Source organism: Pseudomonas sp. B6(2017), from assembly GCF_002112765.1.
In the GTDB taxonomy this organism is placed as follows: Bacteria; Pseudomonadota; Gammaproteobacteria; order Pseudomonadales; family Pseudomonadaceae; genus Aquipseudomonas; species Aquipseudomonas piscis.
The window spans coordinates 140,086-163,709 of sequence record NZ_NEIQ01000009.1; the positions used below are offsets into that span (position 1 = coordinate 140,086).

Genomic DNA, 23,624 nt, shown 5'->3' on the forward strand with positions numbered 1-23,624 from the left:
GCCCCCGGTACGTCGCTTAACTGGCTGTGGCCGATTCCAGGAAGTCCTGGGCAAAGCGCTGCAGCACACCGCCGGCCTCGTAGATCGACACCTCCTCGGCGGTATCGAGGCGGCAGGTCACCGGCACCTCGAGCCGCTCGCCATTGCGGCGGTGGATCACCAGGGTCAACTGCGCCCGGGGAGTGCGCTGGCCAAGCACGTCGTAGGTCTCGGTACCGTCGATGCCCAGGGTCTTGCGGTCGGTGCCCAGCAGGAACTGCAGCGGCAGCACGCCCATGCCCACCAGGTTGGTGCGGTGGATGCGCTCGAAGCCCTCGGCGACGATCGCCTCGACACCCGCCAGGCGCACACCCTTGGCCGCCCAGTCGCGGGACGAACCCTGGCCGTAGTCGGCACCGGCGATGATGATCAGCGGCTGCTTGCGCTCCATGTAGGTCTCGATGGCTTCCCACATCCGCGTGACCTTGCCTTCGGGCTCGACACGGGCCAGGGAACCCTTCTTCACCTCGCCATCGACCACCGCCATCTCGTTCACCAACTGCGGGTTGGCGAAGGTCGCGCGCTGGGCGGTCAGGTGGTCGCCACGGTGGGTGGCGTAGGAGTTGAAGTCCTCCTCCGGCAGGCCCATCTTCGCCAGGTACTCACCGGCCGCGGAGTCCGCCAGGATGGCGTTGGACGGCGACAGGTGGTCGGTGGTGATGTTGTCCGGCAGCACCGCCAGCGGACGCATGCCCTTGAGCGTGCGCTCCCCGGCCAGCGCGCCTTCCCAGTACGGCGGACGACGGATGTAGGTACTCATCGGACGCCAGTCGTACAGCGGGCTCTCGGCTTCCTTGACGGTGCCGAGGTCGAACATCGGGATATAGATCTGGCGGAACTGCTCGGGCTTCACCGAGGCGGCGACGATGGCGTCGATTTCCTCGTCGCTCGGCCACAGGTCCTTCAGTGTCACCGGGTTGCCGGCCTGGTCATGGCCCAGCACGTCCTGCTCGATGTCGAAGCGCACGGTACCGGCGATCGCATAGGCCACCACCAGCGGCGGCGAGGCGAGGAACGCCTGCTTGGCGTAGGGGTGGATACGGCCGTCGAAGTTGCGGTTGCCCGACAGCACCGCGGTGGCATACAGGTCGCGGTCGATGATTTCCTGCTGGATGACCGGGTCCAGGGCGCCGGACATGCCGTTACAGGTGGTGCAGGCGTAGGCGACGATGCCGAAGCCGAGCTTTTCCAGCTCCGGCAGCAGGCCGGCCTCTTCCAGGTACAGCTTGGCGACCTTCGAGCCCGGCGCGAAGGACGTCTTGACCCAAGGCTGGCGCACCAGGCCCAGGGCGTTGGCCTTCTTCGCCACCAGGCCGGCAGCCACCACGTTGCGCGGGTTGGAGGTGTTGGTGCAGCTGGTGATCGCCGCGATGATCACCGCGCCATCGGGCATCAGGCCCTCGGCTTGTTCGACCTTGCCGGCGGCCAGCTTGGTTTCGTCGGCGATACCCCGCTCGGCCAGGGCCGAGGTCGGCAAGCGCCGGTGCGGGTTGGACGGACCGGCCATGTTGCGCACCACGGTGGACAGGTCGAATGTCAGAACCCGCTCGTACTCCGCGGTGACCAGGGCATCGGCCCACAGGCCGGTGGTCTTGGCGTAGTTCTCCACCAGGGCCACCTGCTCCGGCTCGCGGCCGGTGAGCTTGAGGTAGTCGATGGTCTGCTGGTCGATGTAGAACATCGACGCGGTGGCACCGTACTCCGGGCACATGTTGGAGATGGTCGCGCGGTCGCCAACGGACAGGCTGTCGGCCCCTTCGCCGAAGAACTCGACGTAGGCACCCACCACCTTTTCCTTGCGCAGGAACTCGGTCAGGGCCAGGACGATGTCGGTGGCGGTGATCCCGGGCTGGCGCTTGCCGGTGAGCTTGACGCCGACGATGTCGGGCAGGCGCATCATCGACGCGCGACCGAGCATCACGGTCTCCGCCTCCAGGCCACCGACGCCGATGGCGATCACCCCCAGCGCATCGACGTGGGGGGTATGGCTGTCGGTGCCGACGCAGGTGTCGGGGAAGGCCACGCCGCCGCGCGCCTGGATCACCGGGCTCATTTTCTCCAGGTTGATCTGGTGCATGATGCCGTTGCCGGCGGGGATCACATCGACGTTCTTGAACGCGGTCTTGGTCCACTCGATGAAGTGGAAGCGGTCCTCGTTGCGGCGCTCCTCGACGGCGCGGTTCTTCTCGAAGGCATCCGGGTCGAAGCCGCCGAACTCCACGGCCAGGGAGTGATCGACGATCAGCTGGGTCGGCACCACCGGGTTGACCAGGGCCGGGTCGCCACCCTGGTCGGCGATCGCATCGCGCAGGCCGGCCAGATCCACCAGCGCGGTCTGGCCGAGAATGTCGTGGCAGACCACGCGGGCCGGGTACCAGGGGAAGTCGAGGTCGCGCTTGCGCTCGATCAGTTGCTTCAGCGAGTCGGTGAGCTGCGCCGGATCGCAACGGCGCACCAGTTGCTCGGCCAGCACCCGGGAAGTGTACGGCAGGCCGGCGTAGGCACCCGGGGCGATGGCATCCACCGCCTCGCGGGTGTCGAAGTAGTCCAGCGCCGTACCCGGCAGGTTCTTGCGGTATTGGCTGTTCATGATTACTTGCGGTCCTTCAGGGGCACGAACTTCAGGTCTTCCGGGCCGACATAGTTGGCGCTCGGGCGGATGATCTTGCCGTCGATGCGTTGCTCGATGACGTGGGAAGACCAGCCGGAAGTACGGGCGATTACGAACAGCGGGGTGAACATGGCGGTGGGCACGCCCATCATGTGGTAGCTGACGGCGCTGAACCAATCGAGGTTGGGGAACATCTTCTTGATTTCCCACATGGTCGATTCCAGGCGCTCGGCGATATCGAACATCTTGCTGTTGCTCTGCTCGACGGACAGCTCGCGGGCCACTTCCTTGATTACCTTGTTGCGCGGGTCGGACACGGTGTAGACCGGATGGCCGAAACCGATCACCACTTCCTTCTTCTCGACGCGGGCGCGGATGTCGGCTTCTGCTTCGTCCGGGTTGTCGTAGCGCTTCTGGATCTCGAAGGCCACCTCGTTGGCACCACCATGCTTGGGACCGCGCAGGGCGCCGATGGCCCCGGCGATGCAGGAGAACATGTCGGAACCGGTACCGGCGATCACCCGCGAGGTGAAGGTGGAGGCGTTGAATTCGTGCTCGGCATAGAGGATCAGCGAGGTGTGCATGGCGCGCACCCACGACTCACGCGGCTTCTCGCCGTGCAGCAGGTGCAAGAAGTGGCCGCCGATGGAATCGTCGTCGGTCTCCACGTCGATGCGCTTGCCGTTATGGCTGAAGTGGTACCAGTAGAGCAACGCGGAACCGAGGCTCGCCATCAGCTTGTCGGCGATGTCCCGGGCGCCCGGATGGTTGTGGTCGTCCTTCTCCGGCGACAGGCAACCCAGCACGGAAACGGCGGTGCGCATCACGTCCATCGGGTGGGCGGACGGCGGCAGTTGCTCCAGCGCCAGCTTGACCCCAGCCGGCAGGCCGCGCAGGGCCTTGAGCTTGGCCTTGTAGCCCGTCAGCTCGGCGACATTCGGCAGCTTGCCATGGACCAGCAGGTGGGCGATTTCCTCGAATTCGCAGGAGGTGGCGAAGTCGAGGATGTCATAACCGCGGTAGTGCAGGTCGTTGCCGGTACGGCCGACGGTGCACAGGGCCGTGTTGCCGGCGGCGGTGCCGCTCAGGGCCACGGATTTCTTCGGTTTGAAGGCGGTAGTGGTTTCGCTGGGGCTCATCGCGTGAATCTCCTCATTTTTATCCGGTTGCTTGCGTCTTGTTATATCCGCAGGCCGCTCTCGGGGAGCGGCCCGGGTCCGGTCATTTCTTGGCAGCGAACAGGGCGTCGAGCTTCTGCTCGAAGGCGTGGTAGCCGATGCGGTCGTACAGTTCGGCACGGGTCTGCATCAGGTCGATGACCTCTTTTTGATGGCCATCGCGGCGAATAGCGGTGTAGACCGCCTCGGCCGCCTTGTTGGCGGCACGGAAGGCCGACAGCGGGTAGAGCTGGATGGCGACGCCCACCGACGCCAGCTCATCGCGGGAGAACAGCGGGGTGGCGCCGAACTCGGTGATGTTGGCCAGCACGGGCACATCGAGGGCATCGACGAAGCGCTTGTAGGTCGGCAAGTCGTAGGCGGCCTCGGCGAAGATGCCGTCGGCGCCCGCCTCCACATAACGCTGGCAGCGCTCGATGGCGGCGTCCACGCCCTCGGCCTGGATGGCGTCGGTCCGGGCGATCAGGAAGAAGCTCGGGTCGGTCTTGGCATCGGCGGCGGCGCGCACGCGGTCGGCCATTTCCTCGGTGGAGACAATTTCCTTGCCCGGCCGGTGGCCGCACCGCTTGGCGCCTACCTGGTCCTCGATATGGGCGGCGGCGGCGCCGGCCTTGATCAGGTTCTTGACGGTGCGCTCGATGTTGAAGGCGCTGGGGCCGAAACCGGTGTCGATGTCCACCAGCAGCGGCAGGTCGCAGACATCGGTGATGCGGCGCACGTCGGTGAGCACGTCGTCCAGGGTGTTGATGCCCAGGTCCGGCAGGCCCAGGGAGCCGGCGGCGACACCGCCACCGGAGAGGTAGATGGCCTTGAAGCCAGCGCGCTTGGCCAGCAGTGCATGGTTGGCGTTGATGGCGCCGATGACCTGCAGTGGATGTTCCTCGGCAATGGCGTCGCGCAAGCGCTGGCCGGCGGTTTTCTGACTCATGACTCACCTCGTGTCTTGGACGGGTTGACGAGCGCTTCCTGGTAATGGCGCTCGATATTGCGCTTGGAGGCACCGATATGACGGCGCATCAGCAACTCGGCCAGTTCGCCGTCTCGGTCGGCGATGGCATCGAGAATTCGGTGGTGTTCGGCGAAAGCCTGGCGCGGCCGGTTCGGCACGCTGGAGAACTGCAGGCGGTACATGCGCACCAGTTGGTAGAGCTCGCCGCAAAGCATCTTGGTCAGGGTCTGGTTGCCCGCGCCCTGGATGATCCGGTAGTGGAAGTCGAAATCCCCTTCCTGCTGGTAGTAGCCAACCCCGGCCTGGAACGCCGCATCGCGCTCGTGGGTCTCCAGTACTCGGCGCAGTTCGTCGATCTCGGCCACGCTCATGCGCTCGGCCGCCAGGCGGCAGGCCATGCCTTCCAGGGATTCGCGGATTTCGTAGAGTTCGATCAGCTCGGCATGGCTCAGGGAAACCACCCGGGCGCCGACATGGGGCACGCGCACCAGCAGGCGCTGGCCCTCCAGGCGATGGATGGCCTCGCGCAGCGGGCCACGGCTGATGCCGTAGGTGCGGGCCAGCTCGGGCTCGGAGATCTTGCTGCCCGGGGCGATCTCGCCCTTGACGATGGCCGCCTGGATACGCCGGAAGACGTTTTCGGAGAGGGTCTCGGAGTCGTCCTGGGCCGGCGTCGAGTGTTCCAGTTGATCCAGCATATTGTCGACACCTTGAAAATCAATGAGGCGAAAATTAGCCAATACCCCCATTACAGTCAAAGGAAAAATATAGATTGTCGACAATCGTCTAAGACCCCCATGAATTCTAAACGAGACAAATGGCCCGCCCCGGACGCTGGCGCCAACAAACCAGCATGCTAGAATGCCGCCCGCATTGGCCTGTCATCTTTTTATGCCACGCACACGAGGGAGCTTGCGCAGCAATGCCGGTCGCCTTGAACTGAAGAACCCATGACCATCAGGATCTATGACTCTCAAGGCCCTTCTCCCACTGCTCTGCCTATTCATCCTTCCTGGTACCGGCATCGCCGCCGGCAAGACCGTCTACGGCTTGAATGAATACGCCCAACTGGCGGGCATCGACCTGGAGGTCGCCGCCAAACTCGACACCGGGGCCAAGACCGCTTCGCTGAGCGCCCGCGACATCAAGCGCTTCAAGCGCAATGGCGAGTCCTGGGTACGCTTCTATCTGGCCATCGACACCGCCCACTCCCACCCCATCGAACGCCCCCTGGCCCGGGTCAGCAAGATCAAGCGCCGCGCTGGCGACTACGACCCCGATGAGGACAAGAACTACACCGCGCGCCCGGTGATCGCCCTGGAAGTCTGCATGGGCAGCGCCTTGCGCAGCATCGAAGTGAACTTGACCGACCGTAGTGCATTCCAATACCCGCTCTTGATCGGCTCCGAAGCCCTCAAGCGTTTCGATGCGCTGGTCGACCCCAGTCTTAAATACGCTGCTGGCAAACCTGCCTGCGCCACCGCCGCTCTTACCGCAGAGTAATTCCAATGCGCTCTCTTACCCTTCATCTGAAAGTCCTGATCGCCGTACTGGTGGTGCTGGGCATTTCGATCACGGCCTACCAGATCTTCGTGCTCGGCATTCCGGTGACCGAAGACGCTACCGACGACTTGTGGAACATCGACGCCAAGGTCGAGTTCGTCGCCAACGGCAAGGACCCGATCAAGATCCAGATGTTCGTGCCGCCCCTGAGCCGTGACTATGTGAGCCTCAACGAGAGCTTCATCTCCAACAACTATGGGGTGGCGGTGAACCGCGTCGACGGCAACCGCAAGGTCACCTGGTCGGCACGCCGGGCCAAGGGCAACCAGACCCTGTACTACCGCCTGGTCCTGACCAAGCGCTACAGCGCCGAGAAAGCCAAGGTCAAGGGTCCGACCTTCCGCGACAGCATGGCCATCGAAGGGCCGGAGAAGATCGCCGCCGACGCCTTGCTGGCACCGATCCGCCAGCACTCGGCAGACGTCGAGACCTTCATCAGCGAAGCCATCAAGCGGGTCAACAACGCCAACGACGACAACGCCAAGCTGCTGCTGGCCGGCGACCCATCCAGCGCCAACAAGGCCAAGATCGTCGAACTGCTGCTGTCCATCGCCCATGTGCCGGCCGAGAAGGTCCACACCATCCGCCTGGTGGCCGACCAGCCGCAGACCCCGGAGCTGTGGCTGCGCAGCTTCAACGGCACCGACTGGCTGTACTTCAACCCCGAGACCGGCGAGCAGGGCCTGCCCAGCGATCGCCTGCTGTGGTGGACCGGCGACGACAACCTGATCACCGTCGATGGCGGCAAGAAAGCCAACGTCACCTTCAGCATGAACAACAGCGAGATGAACGCCATCCGCCTGGCCAAGCTGACCGACGAGAACACCGACGCCAACTTCCTCGAATACTCGCTCTACGGCCTGCCGCTGCAGACCCAGCAGACCTTCATGATCATGGTGATGATCCCGATCGGCGTGCTGGTGATCCTGGTGCTGCGCAACCTGATCGGCCTGCAGACCCTGGGCACCTTCACCCCGGTGCTGATCGCCCTGGCCTTTCGCGAGACCCAGCTGGGCTTCGGCATCGCGCTGTTCACCGTGATCACCGCCCTGGGCCTGTCGCTGCGCTCCTACCTCGAGCACCTGAAGCTGCAGATGCTGCCGCGCCTGTCGGTGGTGCTGACCTTCGTCGTGGTGCTGATCGCCGCCATCAGCCTGTTCAGCCACAAGCTGGGCCTGGAGCGCGGCTTGTCGGTGGCGCTGTTCCCGATGGTGATCCTGACCATGACCATCGAGCGCCTGTCCATCACCTGGGAAGAACGTGGCGGCGGCCATGCGATGAAAGTCGCGATCGGCACCCTGTTCGCCGCCTCCCTGGCGCACCTGATCATGAGCGTGCCGGAGCTGACGTACTTCGTCTTCACCTTCCCGGCGATGCTGCTGATCCTGGTGGGCTTCATGCTGGCCATGGGTCGCTACCGCGGCTACCGGCTGACGGAGCTGGTGCGGTTCAAAGCCTTCGTCAAGGCTGACTCCTGATGTTCGGCCTCTGGAAGACCTGGAAGGCCCTGGAAGCGCGCGGGATCATGGGCATCAACCGGCGTAACGCCGACTACGTGCTCAAGTACAACAAGCGCAGCCTGTACCCCATCGTCGATGACAAGATCATCACCAAGGAGCGGGCGCTCAAGGCCGGTATCCACGTGCCGGAGCTGTACGGGGTGATCTCCACCGAGAAGGAAATCGACAAGCTCGACGAGATCATCGGTGGGCGCAACGACTTCGTCATCAAGCCGGCCCAGGGCGCCGGCGGCGATGGCATCCTGGTGATCGCCGACCGCTTCGAGGGCCGCTATCGCACGGTGTCCGGAAAGATCATCAGCCATGAGGAAATCGAGCATCAGATCTCCAGCATCCTCACCGGCCTGTATTCCCTGGGCGGCCACCGCGACCGCGCGCTGATCGAGTACCGGGTAACCCCGGACCAGATCTTCAAGAGCATCAGCTACGAAGGCGTGCCGGACATCCGCATCATCGTGCTCATGGGCTACCCGGTGATGGCCATGCTGCGCCTGCCGACCCGCCAGTCCGGCGGCAAGGCCAACCTCCACCAGGGCGCCATCGGCGTCGGGGTCGACCTGGCCACCGGCCTGACCCTGCGCGGCACCTGGCTGAACAACATCATCACCAAGCACCCGGACACCACCAACGCGGTAGACGGCGTGCAACTGCCCTACTGGGACGGTTTCATGAAGCTGGCGGCCGGTTGCTACGAGCTGTGCGGCCTGGGCTACATCGGCGTGGACATGGTGCTGGACCAGGACAAGGGGCCGTTGATCCTCGAGCTCAACGCCCGCCCGGGCCTGAACATCCAGATCGCCAACGACTGCGGCCTGACCCAGCGTACCCACGCCATCGAGGCCCACCTGGAACAGCTCAAGGCCCAGGGCATCGAGGAAAGCGTCGAGGAGCGGGTGCGCTTCGCCCAGCAGTTGTTCGGTCATATCCCCGCCGTGGAAGGCTGATCGCCACGGCTGCCTGAAGGTCCTGGCGCAACCAGTGGCCATGGCCAATGCAAGCGGTACGTCGCAAACCACGCCATTGCCGACCTCCCCCCTAGGAGCAAATCCCCGGGGGGACTACAATCGCCAGCCGCGCCCCAATGGCTGATCTGCCCCGCATGTTGACCTGTTCCGTACACCCGCTCCCCTATCGCGACAATCCCGCCGACTACTTCGCGGCAATCGAACACGCCCCCGGCGCCGTGCTGCTCGATAGCGGCCGCCCCAGCGCCGAGCGCGGCCGTTACGACCTGCTCAGCGCCTGGCCCCTGGCGCAACTGACCGTGGCCGCCGAGGAAAGCGGCGGCGCATTCCTCCAACGCCTGCGGGACAACCTTGCACAACTGGGCCCGGCACAGATTCCGGCACCCTACGAACTGCCGTTCGCCGGCGGCCTGATCGGCTACCTGAGCTATGACTTCGGCCGGCACCTGGAGCGCATGCCCAACCAGGCCCGGGACGACCTGCACCTGCCCGATGCACGCCTGGGCCTGTATGCCTGGGCGCTGATCAACGATCACCAGGCCGGCACCAGCCAGCTGGTGTTCCATCCCAGCCTGGCACCGAGCGAGCGCCAACGCCTGGTGCAGCTGTTCGAACAGCCACTACCGGCGCCAAGCGGCTGGTTCAAGCTGGATGGACCGATGCAGGCCGACCTCGGCGCCGACGACTATCGCCAGGCATTCCAGCGCATCCAGCAATACATCCGGTCCGGCGATTGCTACCAGGTGAATTTCGCCCAGCGCTTTCGCGGCCAGTACCAGGGCGATCCATGGGCGGCCTACCGTGCGTTGCGTGCGGCCTGCCCTACGCCATTCTCCGGTTTCCAGCGCCTGGCCGACGGTGGCGCGGTGCTCAGCCTGTCGCCCGAGCGCTTCATCCACATCAGCCAGGGCCGGGTGGAAACCCGGCCGATCAAGGGCACCCGCCCCCGCGGCCGGGATGCGGCCGAGGACGCAGCCAGCGCCGCCGACCTGCTGGCCAGCGCCAAGGACCGGGCGGAAAACCTGATGATCGTCGACCTGCTGCGCAATGACCTGGGGCGCAGTTGCCGCATCGGCTCGGTGCGGGTACCGGAGCTGTTCAGCCTGGAGAGCTACCCCAACGTCCACCACCTGGTGAGCAGCGTCACCGGCGAGCTGGCGGCAGACAAGGACGCCCTGGACCTGATCGCCGGCAGCTTCCCTGGCGGCTCGATCACCGGCGCACCGAAGATCCGCTCGATGCAGATCATCGACGAACTCGAACCCACGCGCCGGGCGCTGTATTGCGGCTCGCTGCTGTACCTGGACGTGCGCGGGGAGATGGACAGCTCCATCGCCATCCGCAGCCTGCTGGCCAAGGACGGGCAGATCAGTTGCTGGGGCGGCGGCGGAATCGTGGCCGACTCGGACTGGCAGGCCGAATACCAGGAGTCGATCACCAAGGTACGAGTGCTGCTGGACACCCTGCAGCAGCTCTGACGAAAGTCGCGGCTACACGTTGCATCTGTAGCCGCTGCTGGGCCGGCGAAGCTGCGCCAAGGCCCGCGGGGCCTTCCAACGATGGCGGAGGCTGCCCGATCTTGCGGCCGCTGCGCGCCCGTGCGCAGCCTGCGACAGCGGCTACACGAAGCCTGATCCCGTAGCCGCTCCAGCCAGCGCGATTGCCGCCTTCGTTACAGGCTCAGGCTACGGTTGGAAGCCTTGAGGAACTCCTGCTTGAGCTCGGCGAAGCTGTGCACCGCCGGGAACTGCGGGAACTCGCGGATCACGTTGTCCGGCGCGTGGAACAGGATACCGGCATCCGCCTCGCCGAGCATGGTGGTGTCGTTGTAGGAGTCGCCGGCGGCGATCACCCGGTAGTACAGGCTCTTGAAGGCCAGCACCGACTGGCGCTTGGGGTCTTTCTGGCGTAGCTGGTAGCCGGTGACGCGGCCGCTGTCATCGGTGACCAGGCGGTGGCACAACAGGGTCGGGAAACCCAGCTGGCGCATCAGCGGCTGGGAGAACTCATAGAAGGTGTCGGAGAGGATCACCACCTGGAAGCGCTCGCGCAGCCAGTTGACGAACTCCACCGCGCCGTCCAGCGGCTTCAGGGTAGCGATCACTTCCTGGATGTCCGAAAGCTTCAGGCCATGCTCGTCGAGAATGCGCAGGCGCTGCTTCATCAGCACGTCGTAGTCGGGAATATCCCGGGTGGTGGCCTTGAGGGATTCAATCCCGGTTTTTTCGGCGAAGGCGATCCAGATTTCCGGGACCAGCACACCTTCCAGATCGAGACAGGCGATTTCCACGAGACACTCCCATTGGTTCTGATTATTGAAGTTGAGCGAGCAAAAGGACGGCCGAACTATAGGGTCTGTTGCCGTTTCGGCGCAAACCGCGTTGCCGCGTCAAATGGCGTCAGGCTAGGCGTAGGACGCAGGCAATGGTCGCGCCCTTGCCAAGTCCTGCAACCACGCATGGCGCCATTTGCCGCGCAACCCGAAGGGACGGGCCGGTTTTAGCGCGGCGCGTCGTTACTCGACGGCTCATTTGGAATGCCAAACCTCGCGTCTCGTGCCTAGCTCCGCGCTAAAACTGGCTCCGGCGCGGTCGCGGCGAAATGGCAACAGACCCTAGCGACTCGTCCCCGAGGGCGCAACGCCGAGGAGCGCGCCAGGCCCTGGGGGATTTTGCTAAGATCGCCCCCCTATAGAGCGCATAGCGCCACCGACCTGTAGGAAACCGCCCTGATGACCCCATCGTTCGATGTCGCTGAACTCGCCGCGACCTATGCCAACAAATCCGCCCAGGACATCCTCAAGCTGGCCTTTTCCCAGTTCGGCGATGACCTGTGGATCTCCTTCAGCGGCGCCGAGGATGTGGTGCTGGTGGACATGGCCTGGAAGCTGAACAAGAACGTCAAGGTCTTCAGCCTCGACACCGGGCGCCTGCACCCGGAGACCTACCGCTTCATCGACCAGGTGCGCGAGCACTACAAGATCGATATCGAGCTGATCTCACCGGACCACAGCAAGCTCGAACCCTTCGTCAAGGAAAAGGGCCTGTTCAGTTTCTACAAGGATGGCCATGGCGAATGCTGCGGCATCCGCAAGATCGAGCCCCTGCGACGCAAGCTGTCCACCGTCAGCGCCTGGGCCACCGGCCAGCGCCGCGACCAGAGCCCGGGCACCCGCAGCCAAGTGGCGGTAATGGAGATCGACAGCGCTTTCTCCACCCCGGAGCGCACGCTGTACAAGTTCAACCCGCTGGCGCAGATGAGCAGCGAGGAAATCTGGGGCTACATCCGCATGCTCGAACTGCCATACAACAGCCTGCATGAGCGCGGCTTCATCAGCATCGGCTGCGAGCCCTGCACCCGTCCGGTCCTGCCCAACCAGCACGAACGCGAAGGACGCTGGTGGTGGGAAGAAGCCACCCAGAAGGAATGCGGCCTGCACGCCGGCAACCTCATCGGCAAGGCCTGATCCTCCCGGGCATCCGTTGGGGTGCCCACTCCACGGGCACAAAACCTGTACACAAAAATGTCACTCAAGGTGCCATTTTTGTGTGCACTAGATTCTTCGCTCGCCCCAGAAAGTTACATCTCCCCTCCCCGCCAGTTGCTGCCTCCCGTTACCTGAAAATAAATACCTGTTCGAACGGTCAATTTTTAACTGCGCTATTTCAGTAGGTTAGCGCAAACCAATAACCAGACGAAATCAGCAGGAAAACCCATAGAAGCAAACCTGGCATAAAAGTGGCTTGAGTTGAAATATGTTTTGTATACAAAAACAATCAAAACATACATACACTCATCATCCGCACGCCCCAGGCTGCAGATGCCCCGAAGCCAGGTGATTCCACCCTACGCGGAAGATTGTCGAGCCCAGGCTCAGGCACAGTCATCCAGGGGCGGAATCGGAGTACGCCGGAATGCAGACCCGCCCTTCCCACGACATCGCACTGGACACCGCCTCCCCGCTGCACCCGTACACCTCGTCACAGCCCATGACCGACAGCGATCAAGGGTCCGTCGCCCTCAGCCCACGCCTGCACAACCATGACCTGGCACCCACCAGGATCGCGGGCCGGCGCTGGGGCGGCTACAGCATCTTCGCCCTGTGGACCAACGATGTGCACAACATCGCCAACTACTCCTTCGCCATCGGCCTGTATGCCCTGGGCCTGGGTGGCTGGCAGATCTTGTTGAGCCTGGGTATCGGCGCACTGCTGGTCTATGGCTTCATGAACCTCTCCGGCTACATGGGACAGAAGACCGGCGTGCCGTTCCCGGTGATCAGCCGCATCGCCTTCGGCATCCATGGCGCGCAGATCCCGGCATTGATCCGCGCCGTGATCGCCATCGCCTGGTTCGGCATCCAGACCTACCTGGCCTCGGTGGTGTTTCGCGTGTTGCTCACCGCCATCCATCCAGGCTTCGCGGCCTACGACCATGATGCGATCCTCGGCCTGTCGAGCCTGGGCTGGGCCTGTTTCGTGACGATCTGGCTGGTGCAGCTGGCGATCCTGGCCTACGGCATGGAGACCATCCGGCGCTATGAAGCCTTCGCCGGCCCGATCATCCTGCTGACTGTGGCCTGCCTCGCCGGATGGATGTACACCCAGGCCGACGGGCACATTGCCTGGTCGATCCGCGAGCCCCTGAGCGGTGGTGAAATGTGGCGGCAGATCTTCGCCGGCGGCACGCTGTGGCTGGCGATCTACGGCACGATGGTGCTCAACTTCTGCGACTTCGCCCGCTCCGCGCCATGCCGCAAGACCATCACCGTGGGCAACTTCTGGGGCCTGCCGGTGAACATCCTGGTGTTCGCCAGCATCACGGTGCTGCTGTGCGGCGCACAACTGCAGATCAACGGCAAGATCATCGAAAGCCCCACCGACATCATCGCCTCGATCCCCAGCACCCCGCTCCTGGCCCTGGGCTGCCTGGCATTCCTGATCGTCACCGTGGCGGTGAACATCATGGCCAACTTCGTCGCCCCGGCCTTCGTCCTCAGCAACCTGGCGCCCCGGCACCTGACCTTCCGCCGGGCCGGGCTGATCAGCGCCACCATCGCGGTGCTGATCCTGCCGTGGAATCTCTACAACAGCCCGCTGGTGATCCAGTACTTCCTGGCCGGCCTCGGCGCGCTGCTGGGCCCGCTCTACGGGGTGATCATGGTGGACTACTGGATGCTGCGCAAAGGCCGGGTCGACGTGCCGCAGCTGTACAGCGAAGACCCTCAAGGCCCGTACTTCTACAGCCACGGCGTCAACCTGCGAGCAGTGGCGGCATTCGTTCCCGCGGCGCTGATCGCCATCGTCCTGGCCCTGGTCCCGGGGTTCGCCAGCATCTCGCCGTTCTCCTGGCTGGTGGGCGCCGCTATCGCCAGCCTGCTGTACCTGATCATCGCCAAGCGCCAGTCGCACTATGCGGACGTCAGCGGCGAGTCGATCGCCGTGGACGATGCCGGTCATTGAGCCCCCATGCACGGCCCGCTCCGCCGGGCCTGAACCTATCCAACCTGCAAGGAACCCCCATGCGAATTCTCGTGGTCAACGTCAACACCACCGACAGCATCACCCAGGCCATCGCCCAACAGGCCCGGAGCGTTGCCGCCCCAGGCACCGAGATCATCGGCCTGACGCCCTACTTCGGCGCCGAATCGGTGGAAGGCAACTTCGAAAGCTACCTGGCGGCCATCGCCGTGATGGATCGGGTACTGGCCTACGACCAGCCCTATGACGCGGTGATCCAGGCCGGCTACGGCGAGCACGGCCGCGAGGGCCTGCAGGAACTGTTGAATGTGCCGGTGGTGGACATCACCGACGCCGCCGCCAGCACCGCGATGTTCCTCGGCCACGCCTATTCGGTGGTGACCACCCTGGACCGTACCGTGCCGTTGATCGAGGACCGCCTCAGGCTGTCGGGCCTGGACCAACGCTGCGCCTCGGTGCGTGCCAGTGGCCTGGCGGTGCTGGAGCTGGAGGAAGATCCGGCACGGGCGGTAAAGGCCATTGTGCGCCAGGCGGAACTTGCGGTGACCCAGGACAAGGCCGAGGTCATTTGCCTGGGCTGCGGCGGCATGGCCGGGTTGGATGAGCAGATCCGCCAGCGTACCGGCGTGCCGGTGGTGGACGGGGTGACGGCAGCGGTGACCATCGCCGAGGCCCTGGTGCGCCAGGGCCTGTCGACTTCCAAGGTGCGCACCTATGCCACGCCACGCCCAAAGCGGGTCGTCGGCTGGCCGATGCGCCAGGGCCGCTGAGCCGACCGGTCGCTAGACCGCGCTGAAGGCCTGGGCCAGGCCCTGTTCGGCGAACTGCTGGATCACGAAGTCGACGAAGACCCGGGTCTTGCCCGGCAACATCTTGTGCTCGGCATAGTAGATCGAGGTGAAGCCATCATCCACGTACCAGTCCGGCAGCACTCGCTGCAGGGCGCCGGAGCGCAAGTGATTGACCGCGAACGGCATGCTCACCAGGGCCACGCCCAGCCCCTGGGCGGCGGCGATACAGGCCGCCTCGGAATCGCTCATGGTCATGGCCGCCTTGAGCTCCAGGGGTTGCTGCCCCCCTGCTCGCCCAGTCAGTTGCCAGGTGCGGATACGCCCGGTCTGCGGGGAGCGGATCAGGATGCCGCGGCAATCGCGCAGGTCCGCAGGCTCGCTGATCGGCCCTCGCCCATGCAGGTAGGCTGCGCTGGCCACCAACACCCGATGGGCCGGGGTCAGGCGCCGGGCCACCACGCCGGGCGGCAGCTCGAAGCCACCGCCGATGGCGGCATCGAAGCCCTGGCCGATCAGGTCTACCTGGCGGTTATCGAAATGCCAGTCCGGCTGGATATCCGGATAACGGGCCAGGAACGCCCCCAGCAGGGGCACGATGTACAGGCAACCGAACACTGTGCCCACGCTGACCTTGAGGGTACCGGCAGGCCGCCCCTGGGCGTTGGCCAGGCTGCTCACGGCATGCTGGATGGTGTGCAGGCTGTCGCTGACTTCCGCCAGGAACAGGCGGCCGGCCTCGGTCAGGGTCAGGCGCCGGGTACTGCGCTGGAACAGCCTGACCCCCACCCGCGCCTCCAGCTTGGCCACGCTCTTGCCCACCGCCGCCGGGGTCAACCCCAGGCGCCGTGCCGCTTCGGCAAAACTGCCGACTTCGGCGCTGCGCACGAAACACTCAATGCTGCTGAAGCCTTCCATACACCAGGATTCCAAACTTTTGGTTTACACAGAGTATAGGGATTACCCGCTACCCAGGACTCAATCAGCGCTCGATACTGGGCTCCACCCAAGGCGTTCGCCTTTCAATCCAGGAGACCTACATGAGCAAATTCGACCTCAGCGGCAAAGTGGCCTTGATCCAGGGCGGTTCCCGCGGCATTGGCGCCGCCATCGTCGAGCGCCTGGCGGCCGAAGGCGCTGCCGTGGCCTTCACCTATGTCAGCTCGGCGGATAAAGCCCGGGCCCTGCAAGAACACATCATCGCCCAGGGCGGCCAGGCCTTGGCCATCCAGGCCGACAGCGCCGACGCCGCAGCCATTCGCCAGGCCGTGGGCAGCACGGTGGAGGCGTTCGGTCGCCTGGATATCCTGGTCAACAATGCCGGGGTGCTGGCGGTGGCACCGCTGGATGAGTTCCAGCTGGAAGACTTCGACCGGACCCTGGCGATCAACGTCCGCAGCGTCTTCATCGCCACCCAGGAAGCCGCCCGGCACATGGGCGAAGGCGGCCGCATCATCAACATCGGCAGTACCAACGCCGACCGCATGCCTTTCGCCGGTGGCGGCCCCTATGCCATGAGCAAGGCCGCGCTGGTGGGCCTGACCAAGGGCCTGGCCCGGGACCTGGGCCCGCGCGGGATCACCATCAACAACGTGCAACCCGGCCCTGTGGACACCGACATGAACCCGGCCGACAGCGATTTTGCCGCCAGCCTGATGGATCTCATGGCGGTGGGCCGCTATGGGCGCGCCGAAGAAGTGGCTGGCTTCGTGGCCTACCTGGCCAGCCCCGAAGCGGCCTATATCACCGGTGCCAGCTTGAGCATCGACGGTGGTTTCGGCGCCTGAAGCCCCGGGCAAAAAAACGCCGGGCTACCCTGGCGGGGGCCCGGCGTCTTGGTTGATACGATGGCCTGGCTGTACGGCGTCAGCTCCACGCCAGGTGCGGCAAACCACAGGCCGCGGGCTGGAAGCCTTGCAGCGACCGCAGGATCCCATCGGCATGGGCGAACTTATGATCGGCCATGGCCGGGTCGGGCACCGCGATCGCGGTCATGCCGGCGGCCTTGGCGGCAGTCACGCCGAACGGCGAGTCCTCGAACACCAGGCATTCGGCCGGATCGACTCCCAGGCGTCGGGCCGCGGTCAGGAAGATGTCCGGCGCCGGCTTGGCGGCGGTCACTTCCGGGTCATCGGCGGTGACGATGGTGTCGAACAGGGCGAACCAGTCGCCATGGCGGGTGGTTTTCTCGACGAAGGACATCTGCGAAGAGCTGGTACCCACGGCGATCGGAATCCGGTTCTCCTTGAGATGGCGCACCAGCTGCTGCGCCCCGGGCATCGCCTCGGCCCGGGGAAAGCGCTCGCGCATCAGCGGCTCGCGCATCACCAGGAACTCCTCGGCAGTGATCGGCAGGTCCAGGGCCTGCACCACATAACGCGCGAGGTCGGCGGCGCCACGGCCGATGATGTTCTGCTTGATGGTCCAGTCGTAGGTACGGCCATAACGCTCGGCGATCAACTGGGTGATCTCGGTGTAGATGCCCTCGGTATCCAGCAGCAGACCGTCCATGTCGAAAATGACCGCCTTGATCGGCCCAAAATCATTCAACTGTGCATTCATCGCATCTGATCCGTTAGCAAAAGTACATTCCAGGGAGCGGCTCAGGTACGGCCCGTTCGTTAGCCAGCCTTTCGATGAAAGGGTTCAGCAGCATAGCGGCGGGCCTGTGCCAGGGGCAACCCGGCACAGGTGCGGCGGGACACGCAGGCTTCAATCGCGCGGGTCGGGCCCGCTGGCGTCCGGATCGGGGGCTTCTTGCAGGGGGACGCGGGCATCGTCCAGCAAGGAACCTGGGTCCTCGTTGCCCGGGTCGTTGATCACCTCGGGCTCCCCGGAGATGGGTTGGGCATTGCCTGGAGCTTCACGGGCCATGATCGCCTCCTCGATCGCCAGGACCATCCTGGCAAGTATGGCGAAGCCTGGGCCAGGCGCACAAAAAACCCGGCGCATGGCCGGGTTCTCGGGTTGCTTGCGCCTGGATCAGTGACGCTTCTTGTGCCCCATGCTGCTGCCCAGGGCACCGCCCGCCGCACCACCGATGCCAGCACCGACAGTGGCGCCGGTGCTGCCGCCCAGGCGATTGCCGATCAACGAGCCACCAGCCGAACCCAGGCCGCCACCGATCGCCGCCTTGGCCCGGCTGCCCTTGCGCGCACCAGCCGCACTGCCGGCTGCCCCGGCGACACCCGCGCCGATGGCCGCTCCGGTGCTGCCGCCAAGCTTCTGCCCCACCACATTGCCCAGCGCGCCGCCGAGGCCACCGCCAATGGCTGCCGTACCGTCACCGGCCATCGCGCCTTGGGCCAGCAAAAGTCCCACAACCAGGGCAGGGAGAGTTAAACGCATGACTTGAACCTCGAAAAAAGACTGTCGAACTGACATGTAAGAACCCGGCGCCGCATGACTCGACGCAGGTCACCGCGAAACCACCCGGGATTTGGCGCCGGATTGGACAACCAATTCCAGAAGAGCTTTATCACCACGCAAAAAAAAGCCCGCTGGGGAACGGGCTAGGGTGTTGCGTTTAACGGATGGTTTGAGCCTACGCAGGCAGATGTGAAGAAAGCGTGAAAAATTTCACCGCCAGGCCCGACGTCCCTCCAACGCGGCCTCTGTCGCCCCCGGCCTGCGGGCGTGGCGGCGTGAATGAAAAATTTTCTGCCGCCCGTCACCCGCGCCTCTTCGCCCACCTACAAAAAGCCCCGCAAGTGCGGGGCAGTCGTTACTCAAGATCGCTTGTTCTTGGGCAGGGCCCGAGGGAAAAACATCGTATTGCTGGCGACCGATGTCACCGCGGATTTTTTCCTGACGACATTCGCAGAAGGCTCAGCCTTCGCCTCGAATGCCGCCTGCCCGCAACGCACCAAGTTGTTGATTGGGAACTCATCCCCGTTGTCTTCGATATAAGCAAGACTCCTCATCTCCCAGCTCCCTCCAACAACCGACCAGCACCGGCAAGCTCCTGATTGCCTGGAAAGTACTGATCGTCACGGCGCTTGAGACTAGACAGTCATTCGCCGACCTGCCGGCCAAAGCACCGCAGACGCCGACGAGCGGCCAGCCAGTGGAAGAAAAACTGATCCAGGGCAAATTTTCCCTCGCCGTTCAGCTGTCGTACGCCGCCAGGGCCCGGGCCAGGCGCATGTCGTCGGCGTCACTGGCAGGATGCAGTGTGCGGTAGCAACGCAGCGCCTGCTCCAGCTGGGCGCCGCGAATCTGGCCCCCGGAACCGACGAAGGCCAGGGCATCGCCCTTGGCCGAATGAAAGATCTCGCCAGGATTGGATGTGGTGCCCAAGGTGCCGAACGTGGTCAGGCCGGTCACGCCGGTGACCATCATCGAGGCCCGGTCTACGGGGTTCCTCTCCTCTCCCGCCACCACCAAGAGCGGGGCGACACACAACGCACAGATCAATAACGCCTGGTTACAACTCTTCATCAGTGGATCGCCATCCTGGGCCAAGGCAGGCGCGCAACTTAGCATCCGGCGTGTCCGAACGCAGCCTCAAGCCGCTGGTGATTGCCAACGGGACAGGTAGGCGATCGCCGCCTGCTCCGCCTCGACGCAAATGGTTTCACTGATGTGGCCTTCGGCCAGGTAGCCGTACTTCATGCAGGCGAATGCGATTTCCACCGCCAGGGTGGTCACGTCCGGCTGCCGAGGCAGGCTGTCGAAGCCGCCCCGGGCCAGCAGGTAGTCGCGCAGCAAGCTGCCGATCATGGCGTCCTTGCGCTCGTGGGCCTGGCTGTCCAGCGGGGTGAAATTGCCGCGCAGGAGCAGCAGGCTGGCGGCCGGGTGAGCGTTGTAGTAACCGGCAACGCCGCGAATGACCCGACCGATGGCCTGTTTCCAGTCGCCCTCGGGGCCGGGTCGGGAGCTATCGATCAGCGCGGCGATACGCTCCATCTGCTGGCTCGCCAGATGGGCGAGCAACGCGTATTTGTCCGGAAAGAACTGATAGATGCTCGCCCTCGGGACCCCCGACAACTTGGCGATCTCGGGGATCGATGTGGCGTCCGGGCCGACTTCCTGGAGCAGTTGCTCTGCAGCCGCCAGCACCTTTTCCATGCGCGATTGCGAGCGCTCCTGCTGGGGCAGCCTTGCGACCTTCTTGCCTTTGGGAACCGACGAGCTGTCTTGCATATCGCATAAATCCAACATAAGTTATGTTTAAACATGACAAATGTCATGTTCACCAAGCGCTCCATCTTCCCCGTCCAGAGCGAGACCTGCAATGAGCTACCAAGACCAGACCCAATGGCAAGACATCCAGGCCTTCCTCCCCGCGGCCTATCGCATCGACGCTGAAAATGCCCCGCAAGAGGAGTATTGGCCATGGCGTGGGCATCGGGTGCACCTGGACCGGTTCGTCAATCCGACAGCACCGGCCAAGGTCATCCTGTTCCATGGGGTCGGGACCAACGGTCGGCAGATGTCGACCATCGTCGGCCTGCCCCTGTCGCGGCAAGGGCTGGAAACGGTAGCGATCGACATGCCTGGATACGGCGAGACCCGGGTCGCCCCAGGCGCCCAGGTGCGCTATGACACCTGGGTGGAACTGGCCCATGAGTTCATCGAGCATGAACGGCGCCGCGACCCTCGGCCGATCTTTCTCTACGGTCTCAGCGCCGGCGGCATGCTCACCTACCATGCGGCGGCCATGAACCAGAAAGTGGCGGGCATCATCGGCATGACCTTCCTCGACCAGCGACTGGCCCTGGTCAGGGAGCAGACCGCCCTTACCCCCTTGCTGGGCCGCCTGGGCGGGCCGCTGATGCACGCCCTGGCCGGTACTCCATTGGCAGGAATGAAGATGCCGATGTGGCTGGCAAGCAAGATGCACACCCTGGTCAACGACCGCGCCGCGCTGAAAACCTGCCTCAGGGACCGCACCTCGGCGGGCAACTGGGCCAGCCTGCGTTTCCTGAGCTCCTATTTGCACTACGTGCCGGTGGTGGCCCCGCAAGACTTCCAGGCCTGCCCGGTACTGTTGACCCAGCCGGCTGCGGACCGCTGGACGCCACTGGAACTGAGCCAGCCGTTCCTCGAGCGCTTGGCCCGGGTCGAGGTACAGATCCGCATGCTGGAGAATGCCGGGCACTATCCACTGGAAGAACCGGGGTTGACCCAGATGAACCAGGCCATCTTGCAGTTCATCGAGACGATCCTGGCCAGCACCGGCGATCCGACGACCGCGACCACCGCCCGGCAGCAGCGGCCCGAGCCCCTGGACCGGCGCAGCTGAGCCCTCAAGTCCGGGCCAGGAAGCTGTCGGCGTCGCCTCCTTCGCATTTCCAGTCGGCGAACACCCCGACCAGGTTGCAGGCATCGCACCGGCAGCCGATGTAGTACCAGCGCACATCGTTGCTATCGGCATAGAGCGCGACTGCCGAGGTGATCGCAAAGTGTTCGTGGTCACAGACGCAGACATGGTTCTCGAAAGCCGCCTGTGCCGCATAGTCGGCACTGTCACCCAGCAGCTTGACGGTTGCGCACCGGGTGCAAGTGCATCTGCCGGCGCCGACTTCCTCGTCGGTTTCCAGGGTGAACCTGTCGTTCCCGCAGACGCACCGGGCAGCGTTGAACCTCACTGCCTCGTAGCTCGGTTGGCTGTAGCGGCGGATCTGTGGCTGGATATCCGCATCTTCGCTGCCGTACCGGTAGGGGCCTTTCCTTGAAATCGTCATGGTGTTCCAACTGCCAGTGGTTATCCGCCGGGGATGAACGGCCGGGGCCCGGCGGCGAACATCCGGGCGCCAGCTGGCCTGGTGGTATTCAGGCCACCGGGGCGGACACCTCGAACAGACCGCGAATGGTGCCCTGGATGCGCAGGATGTCCGAGAGCGCATACAGCCCCACTGAAGGGGCCAGGTGGCGGCTATCCGGGGGATTGGCGACACAGGCGGCAATCAGTGTCAGCTGGTTGGCAGGATCGGGCTGGAACTTGATGCCGCTCACGCAATACAGGCTCTTGCGCCGGATGCCATCGTTGTATAGCTCGCCCTGGGCCGGTGCTTGCTGCAACTGTTCCAGCGTCGGCACCTGGTCGAATACCTGGGCGTAGAACTCGATGATCGGGCTCTCGTTGATGCTGCCCAGGCGGTGCACATAAGCGGCGTAGAACCGGCCTTCCAGCTGAATGGCCAATACGTCGCCAGCACGGTAGAACGTCACGGAGTCCGGGAGCGCCGGCTTGCGCGCCAGGGCCACGGGAGGCGCTTGCAGGCCAGCGCTGAACTCCTGCGAGCGCTGGTGAAACTTGTCCCCCAGGGCCACCGCTCGATTCAGTTCCTCGATCGCCTCCACGGCCCGGGCGGTAATGCCCGGCTCGGCCAGGCCATATTTATGTAACAGCGTGGCCAGCGCGAGCCAGGCCTTGTGCCGATAGAGCGGCGCGACCTGGGACTCATCCGCCAGCAGCACGCAATTCCAGCGAGCCAGCAGGCCTGGCAACACCACATCGATCCGCGGGCCCTGGTGACCATGCTGCTGTGCAACCATCGCCTTCCAGGTCAGCCGCGCAAGGTCCTCGTCCAAAGCCTGGACCAGGTGCCTGGCGGCCAGTTTCTCCAGCAACTGCTGATGTTTCACAAGCTCATCTCCATTCGATGCTTAGTCCGGTGCCATCTGAAGGCGCTACCCCAGGCGTAGCCGCTGTGGTCGTTGTTTGTTTCAATGGCGGCCTGCACAGGGCCAGTAGCACGCCAAGCGCCCTACTCCGGAAAAATCGCGCAATGATAACGATCGACGCCTTCAAGGCATACGGCACCCGCACCGGTTCGCCTACGCAAATGCCGCTGGACGAAATAACCCTGCTCGCCTCGCCCGCGACCCTCAGGGCGCTGGGGGATTTCCTGCTGCAGGCCGCACAACGCATGCAGGAAGACGGCATGGAACATCTGCACCTGCAGGATGCCTGGGCCGGCTTCGATCCCGGGCTGCACGTGGACCTGGTGCTAGTGAATAGCCAGCAGGCCGCCGCACACGAGCCGCAGACCACGACCGGCGACAGCGCCGATACTCCTCACGGGCACCACCGATGAACGCCAGTCCCTCGCGTGCATCCCTATCGGCCTTACAGCAGTACGCCGCCCATTGCCTGGATGCCTACTGTCAGGCGCAAGGCATCGCCCACCCGTGCATCGACGAACTGTTGGAGCATCTGCGATCCATGGCCAGCTACTCGAACCTGGCCTTGTGGGAACAGGCCGGCGCCGACCTGGCCCTGAACGGCCGGGGCGACGACATGCCGGCCTCGCTCTGTGCAATGCTCGATACGCAACAGGTCGAACAATTGCAGGCGCTGGCCTGCAATGTCGTGGAAGTCGGCCTGGCGGATATGTACGGCCAGGGCTCGACCCTGCCCCGGTACTTCCTGGCGCAGGTGGAGGCGATGCTGGAAAGGGCAAACGTGCAGTTGCCCGAGGGCCGGAACAACAGCACCCCCCGGTGAGCGCACCCACGCGCCGAGAACGACCGAGCCCTGGGCGGGAGGCTATTTTCGCAGGCAACAAAAAACCCCTGGAAGC

Annotated in this window: 25 protein-coding genes; 12 read left to right on the forward strand and 13 right to left on the reverse strand. The window is 64.5% G+C overall.

What is annotated here, in order from left to right; all coding sequences use genetic code 11:
* Window positions 1–16 precede the first annotated feature (16 nt).
* The 4 genes from acnD to CAG11_RS16935 all read right to left on the reverse strand — a co-directional run bounded on the left by acnD (window position 17) and on the right by CAG11_RS16935 (window position 5,475).
* Window positions 17–2,629 (reverse strand): Fe/S-dependent 2-methylisocitrate dehydratase AcnD, encoded by a 2,613-nt coding sequence (gene acnD / locus CAG11_RS16920; protein ID WP_085597151.1) that lies wholly within the window; start codon window positions 2,627–2,629, stop codon window positions 17–19.
* A gap of 2 nt (window positions 2,630–2,631) precedes the next feature.
* Complete coding sequence (gene prpC, locus CAG11_RS16925) at window positions 2,632–3,789, reverse strand: 2-methylcitrate synthase (RefSeq protein ID WP_085597152.1); 1,158 nt, start codon at window positions 3,787–3,789, stop codon at window positions 2,632–2,634.
* 82 nt (window positions 3,790–3,871) lie between these two features.
* Complete coding sequence (gene prpB / locus CAG11_RS16930) at window positions 3,872–4,756, reverse strand: methylisocitrate lyase (protein WP_085597153.1); 885 nt, start codon at window positions 4,754–4,756, stop codon at window positions 3,872–3,874.
* Entirely contained in the window at window positions 4,753–5,475 is a 723-nt protein-coding gene (locus tag CAG11_RS16935; protein ID WP_022643234.1) for a GntR family transcriptional regulator, read from the reverse strand. Before CAG11_RS16935 ends, prpB begins: the two co-directional genes overlap by 4 nt.
* Before the next feature lie 268 nt (window positions 5,476–5,743).
* On the opposite strand from CAG11_RS16935, the gene CAG11_RS16940 reads away from it, so the two are divergent.
* The 4 genes from CAG11_RS16940 (at window position 5,744) to pabB (ending at window position 10,303) form a co-directional block, all read left to right on the forward strand.
* Complete coding sequence (locus tag CAG11_RS16940) at window positions 5,744–6,280, forward strand: ATP-dependent zinc protease (protein ID WP_022643233.1); 537 nt, start codon at window positions 5,744–5,746, stop codon at window positions 6,278–6,280.
* Between the two features lie 5 nt (window positions 6,281–6,285).
* Window positions 6,286–7,818 carry an inactive transglutaminase family protein gene (locus CAG11_RS16945; protein ID WP_031321286.1) on the forward strand — a complete coding sequence of 511 codons (1,533 nt, stop codon included), beginning with the start codon at window positions 6,286–6,288 and terminating at the stop codon, window positions 7,816–7,818.
* Window positions 7,818–8,804, forward strand: coding sequence for an alpha-L-glutamate ligase-like protein (locus CAG11_RS16950; protein ID WP_022643231.1), 987 nt, complete (start codon window positions 7,818–7,820; stop codon window positions 8,802–8,804). Before CAG11_RS16945 ends, CAG11_RS16950 begins: the two co-directional genes overlap by 1 nt.
* 155 nt (window positions 8,805–8,959) lie before the next feature.
* Window positions 8,960–10,303: an aminodeoxychorismate synthase component I gene (pabB, locus tag CAG11_RS16955; RefSeq protein WP_085597154.1), complete on the forward strand. Its 1,344-nt coding sequence runs from the start codon at window positions 8,960–8,962 to the stop codon at window positions 10,301–10,303.
* 194 nt (window positions 10,304–10,497) lie between these two features.
* On the opposite strand, the gene thrH is transcribed toward pabB, so the two are convergent.
* Window positions 10,498–11,115: a bifunctional phosphoserine phosphatase/homoserine phosphotransferase ThrH gene (gene thrH / locus CAG11_RS16960; RefSeq protein WP_022643230.1), complete on the reverse strand. Its 618-nt coding sequence runs from the start codon at window positions 11,113–11,115 to the stop codon at window positions 10,498–10,500.
* A 441-nt stretch (window positions 11,116–11,556) separates the two neighbouring features.
* On the opposite strand from thrH, the gene CAG11_RS16965 reads away from it, so the two are divergent.
* The 3 genes from CAG11_RS16965 (at window position 11,557) to CAG11_RS16975 (ending at window position 15,075) form a co-directional block, all read left to right on the forward strand.
* Window positions 11,557–12,291: a phosphoadenylyl-sulfate reductase gene (locus CAG11_RS16965; protein WP_022643229.1), complete on the forward strand. Its 735-nt coding sequence runs from the start codon at window positions 11,557–11,559 to the stop codon at window positions 12,289–12,291.
* Between the two features lie 448 nt (window positions 12,292–12,739).
* Complete coding sequence (locus CAG11_RS16970; RefSeq protein WP_085597155.1) at window positions 12,740–14,287, forward strand: NCS1 family nucleobase:cation symporter-1; 1,548 nt, start codon at window positions 12,740–12,742, stop codon at window positions 14,285–14,287.
* 59 nt (window positions 14,288–14,346) lie between these two features.
* A complete protein-coding gene (locus tag CAG11_RS16975) occupies window positions 14,347–15,075 on the forward strand; it encodes an aspartate/glutamate racemase family protein (RefSeq protein ID WP_085597156.1) in 729 nt (242 codons plus the stop codon).
* A 12-nt stretch (window positions 15,076–15,087) separates the two neighbouring features.
* Here the strand turns inward: CAG11_RS16975 and CAG11_RS16980 are convergent, their stop codons facing one another.
* Entirely contained in the window at window positions 15,088–16,011 is a 924-nt protein-coding gene (locus CAG11_RS16980; protein ID WP_085597157.1) for a LysR family transcriptional regulator, read from the reverse strand.
* A gap of 122 nt (window positions 16,012–16,133) precedes the next feature.
* On the opposite strand from CAG11_RS16980, the gene CAG11_RS16985 reads away from it, so the two are divergent.
* Entirely contained in the window at window positions 16,134–16,880 is a 747-nt protein-coding gene (locus CAG11_RS16985; RefSeq protein WP_085597158.1) for a 3-oxoacyl-ACP reductase family protein, read from the forward strand.
* A gap of 79 nt (window positions 16,881–16,959) precedes the next feature.
* Here CAG11_RS16985 and CAG11_RS16990 read toward each other — a convergent pair whose 3' ends face one another.
* The 3 genes from CAG11_RS16990 to CAG11_RS17000 form a co-directional block, all read right to left on the reverse strand.
* Window positions 16,960–17,655, reverse strand: a complete 696-nt coding sequence (locus CAG11_RS16990) for an HAD-IA family hydrolase (RefSeq protein WP_085597159.1) — start codon at window positions 17,653–17,655, stop codon at window positions 16,960–16,962.
* A 150-nt stretch (window positions 17,656–17,805) separates the two neighbouring features.
* Window positions 17,806–17,967 carry a hypothetical protein gene (locus CAG11_RS33805; protein ID WP_167334595.1) on the reverse strand — a complete coding sequence of 54 codons (162 nt, stop codon included), beginning with the start codon at window positions 17,965–17,967 and terminating at the stop codon, window positions 17,806–17,808.
* Window positions 17,968–18,075: 108 nt separating this feature from the next.
* Complete coding sequence (locus CAG11_RS17000; protein WP_031321282.1) at window positions 18,076–18,441, reverse strand: glycine zipper domain-containing protein; 366 nt, start codon at window positions 18,439–18,441, stop codon at window positions 18,076–18,078.
* A 300-nt stretch (window positions 18,442–18,741) separates the two neighbouring features.
* Between CAG11_RS17000 and CAG11_RS33615 the strand changes: the two genes are divergently transcribed.
* Window positions 18,742–19,002 (forward strand): hypothetical protein, encoded by a 261-nt coding sequence (locus CAG11_RS33615; protein ID WP_158091419.1) that lies wholly within the window; start codon window positions 18,742–18,744, stop codon window positions 19,000–19,002.
* A 198-nt stretch (window positions 19,003–19,200) separates the two neighbouring features.
* On the opposite strand, the gene CAG11_RS17010 is transcribed toward CAG11_RS33615, so the two are convergent.
* Both CAG11_RS17010 and CAG11_RS17015 read right to left on the reverse strand, forming a co-directional pair.
* Complete coding sequence (locus CAG11_RS17010) at window positions 19,201–19,533, reverse strand: DUF2388 domain-containing protein (protein WP_143494616.1); 333 nt, start codon at window positions 19,531–19,533, stop codon at window positions 19,201–19,203.
* A 66-nt stretch (window positions 19,534–19,599) separates the two neighbouring features.
* Complete coding sequence (locus CAG11_RS17015) at window positions 19,600–20,238, reverse strand: TetR/AcrR family transcriptional regulator (RefSeq protein WP_158091420.1); 639 nt, start codon at window positions 20,236–20,238, stop codon at window positions 19,600–19,602.
* A gap of 91 nt (window positions 20,239–20,329) precedes the next feature.
* Here CAG11_RS17015 and CAG11_RS17020 point away from each other — a divergent pair, with 91 nt between their 5' ends.
* Entirely contained in the window at window positions 20,330–21,340 is a 1,011-nt protein-coding gene (locus CAG11_RS17020; RefSeq protein WP_085597162.1) for an alpha/beta hydrolase, read from the forward strand.
* A 4-nt stretch (window positions 21,341–21,344) separates the two neighbouring features.
* Here CAG11_RS17020 and CAG11_RS17025 read toward each other — a convergent pair whose 3' ends face one another.
* Window positions 21,345–21,782 carry a hypothetical protein gene (locus CAG11_RS17025; RefSeq protein ID WP_085597163.1) on the reverse strand — a complete coding sequence of 146 codons (438 nt, stop codon included), beginning with the start codon at window positions 21,780–21,782 and terminating at the stop codon, window positions 21,345–21,347.
* An 88-nt stretch (window positions 21,783–21,870) separates the two neighbouring features.
* A complete protein-coding gene (locus CAG11_RS17030) occupies window positions 21,871–22,686 on the reverse strand; it encodes a hypothetical protein (protein ID WP_085597164.1) in 816 nt (271 codons plus the stop codon).
* 143 nt (window positions 22,687–22,829) lie between these two features.
* On the opposite strand from CAG11_RS17030, the gene CAG11_RS17035 reads away from it, so the two are divergent.
* Both CAG11_RS17035 and CAG11_RS17040 read left to right on the forward strand, forming a co-directional pair.
* Entirely contained in the window at window positions 22,830–23,138 is a 309-nt protein-coding gene (locus tag CAG11_RS17035) for a hypothetical protein (RefSeq protein WP_085597165.1), read from the forward strand.
* Window positions 23,135–23,548, forward strand: a complete 414-nt coding sequence (locus CAG11_RS17040; protein ID WP_085597166.1) for a hypothetical protein — start codon at window positions 23,135–23,137, stop codon at window positions 23,546–23,548. The genes CAG11_RS17035 and CAG11_RS17040 overlap by 4 nt, the downstream gene beginning before the upstream one ends.
* Window positions 23,549–23,624 lie beyond the last annotated feature (76 nt).

What these genes read in the sequence shown, in the direction of transcription:
- acnD (WP_085597151.1), bottom strand. Translation starts at nt 2,629, where the DNA reads ATGAACAGCCAATACCGCAAGAACCTGCCGGGTACGGCGCTGGACTAC.
- prpC (WP_085597152.1), bottom strand. Translation starts at nt 3,789, where the DNA reads ATGAGCCCCAGCGAAACCACTACCGCCTTCAAACCGAAGAAATCCGTG.
- prpB (WP_085597153.1), bottom strand. Translation starts at nt 4,756, where the DNA reads ATGAGTCAGAAAACCGCCGGCCAGCGCTTGCGCGACGCCATTGCCGAG.
- CAG11_RS16935 (WP_022643234.1), bottom strand. Translation starts at nt 5,475, where the DNA reads ATGCTGGATCAACTGGAACACTCGACGCCGGCCCAGGACGACTCCGAG.
- CAG11_RS16940 (WP_022643233.1), top strand. Translation starts at nt 5,744, where the DNA reads ATGACTCTCAAGGCCCTTCTCCCACTGCTCTGCCTATTCATCCTTCCT.
- CAG11_RS16945 (WP_031321286.1), top strand. Translation starts at nt 6,286, where the DNA reads ATGCGCTCTCTTACCCTTCATCTGAAAGTCCTGATCGCCGTACTGGTG.
- CAG11_RS16950 (WP_022643231.1), top strand. Translation starts at nt 7,818, where the DNA reads ATGTTCGGCCTCTGGAAGACCTGGAAGGCCCTGGAAGCGCGCGGGATC.
- pabB (WP_085597154.1), top strand. Translation starts at nt 8,960, where the DNA reads ATGTTGACCTGTTCCGTACACCCGCTCCCCTATCGCGACAATCCCGCC.
- CAG11_RS16965 (WP_022643229.1), top strand. Translation starts at nt 11,557, where the DNA reads ATGACCCCATCGTTCGATGTCGCTGAACTCGCCGCGACCTATGCCAAC.
- CAG11_RS16970 (WP_085597155.1), top strand. Translation starts at nt 12,740, where the DNA reads ATGCAGACCCGCCCTTCCCACGACATCGCACTGGACACCGCCTCCCCG.
- CAG11_RS16975 (WP_085597156.1), top strand. Translation starts at nt 14,347, where the DNA reads ATGCGAATTCTCGTGGTCAACGTCAACACCACCGACAGCATCACCCAG.
- CAG11_RS16980 (WP_085597157.1), bottom strand. Translation starts at nt 16,011, where the DNA reads ATGGAAGGCTTCAGCAGCATTGAGTGTTTCGTGCGCAGCGCCGAAGTC.
- CAG11_RS16985 (WP_085597158.1), top strand. Translation starts at nt 16,134, where the DNA reads ATGAGCAAATTCGACCTCAGCGGCAAAGTGGCCTTGATCCAGGGCGGT.
- CAG11_RS16990 (WP_085597159.1), bottom strand. Translation starts at nt 17,655, where the DNA reads ATGAATGCACAGTTGAATGATTTTGGGCCGATCAAGGCGGTCATTTTC.
- CAG11_RS33805 (WP_167334595.1), bottom strand. Translation starts at nt 17,967, where the DNA reads ATGGCCCGTGAAGCTCCAGGCAATGCCCAACCCATCTCCGGGGAGCCC.
- CAG11_RS17000 (WP_031321282.1), bottom strand. Translation starts at nt 18,441, where the DNA reads ATGCGTTTAACTCTCCCTGCCCTGGTTGTGGGACTTTTGCTGGCCCAA.
- CAG11_RS33615 (WP_158091419.1), top strand. Translation starts at nt 18,742, where the DNA reads ATGAAAAATTTTCTGCCGCCCGTCACCCGCGCCTCTTCGCCCACCTAC.
- CAG11_RS17010 (WP_143494616.1), bottom strand. Translation starts at nt 19,533, where the DNA reads ATGAAGAGTTGTAACCAGGCGTTATTGATCTGTGCGTTGTGTGTCGCC.
- CAG11_RS17015 (WP_158091420.1), bottom strand. Translation starts at nt 20,238, where the DNA reads ATGCAAGACAGCTCGTCGGTTCCCAAAGGCAAGAAGGTCGCAAGGCTG.
- CAG11_RS17020 (WP_085597162.1), top strand. Translation starts at nt 20,330, where the DNA reads ATGAGCTACCAAGACCAGACCCAATGGCAAGACATCCAGGCCTTCCTC.
- CAG11_RS17025 (WP_085597163.1), bottom strand. Translation starts at nt 21,782, where the DNA reads ATGACGATTTCAAGGAAAGGCCCCTACCGGTACGGCAGCGAAGATGCG.
- CAG11_RS17035 (WP_085597165.1), top strand. Translation starts at nt 22,830, where the DNA reads ATGATAACGATCGACGCCTTCAAGGCATACGGCACCCGCACCGGTTCG.
- CAG11_RS17040 (WP_085597166.1), top strand. Translation starts at nt 23,135, where the DNA reads ATGAACGCCAGTCCCTCGCGTGCATCCCTATCGGCCTTACAGCAGTAC.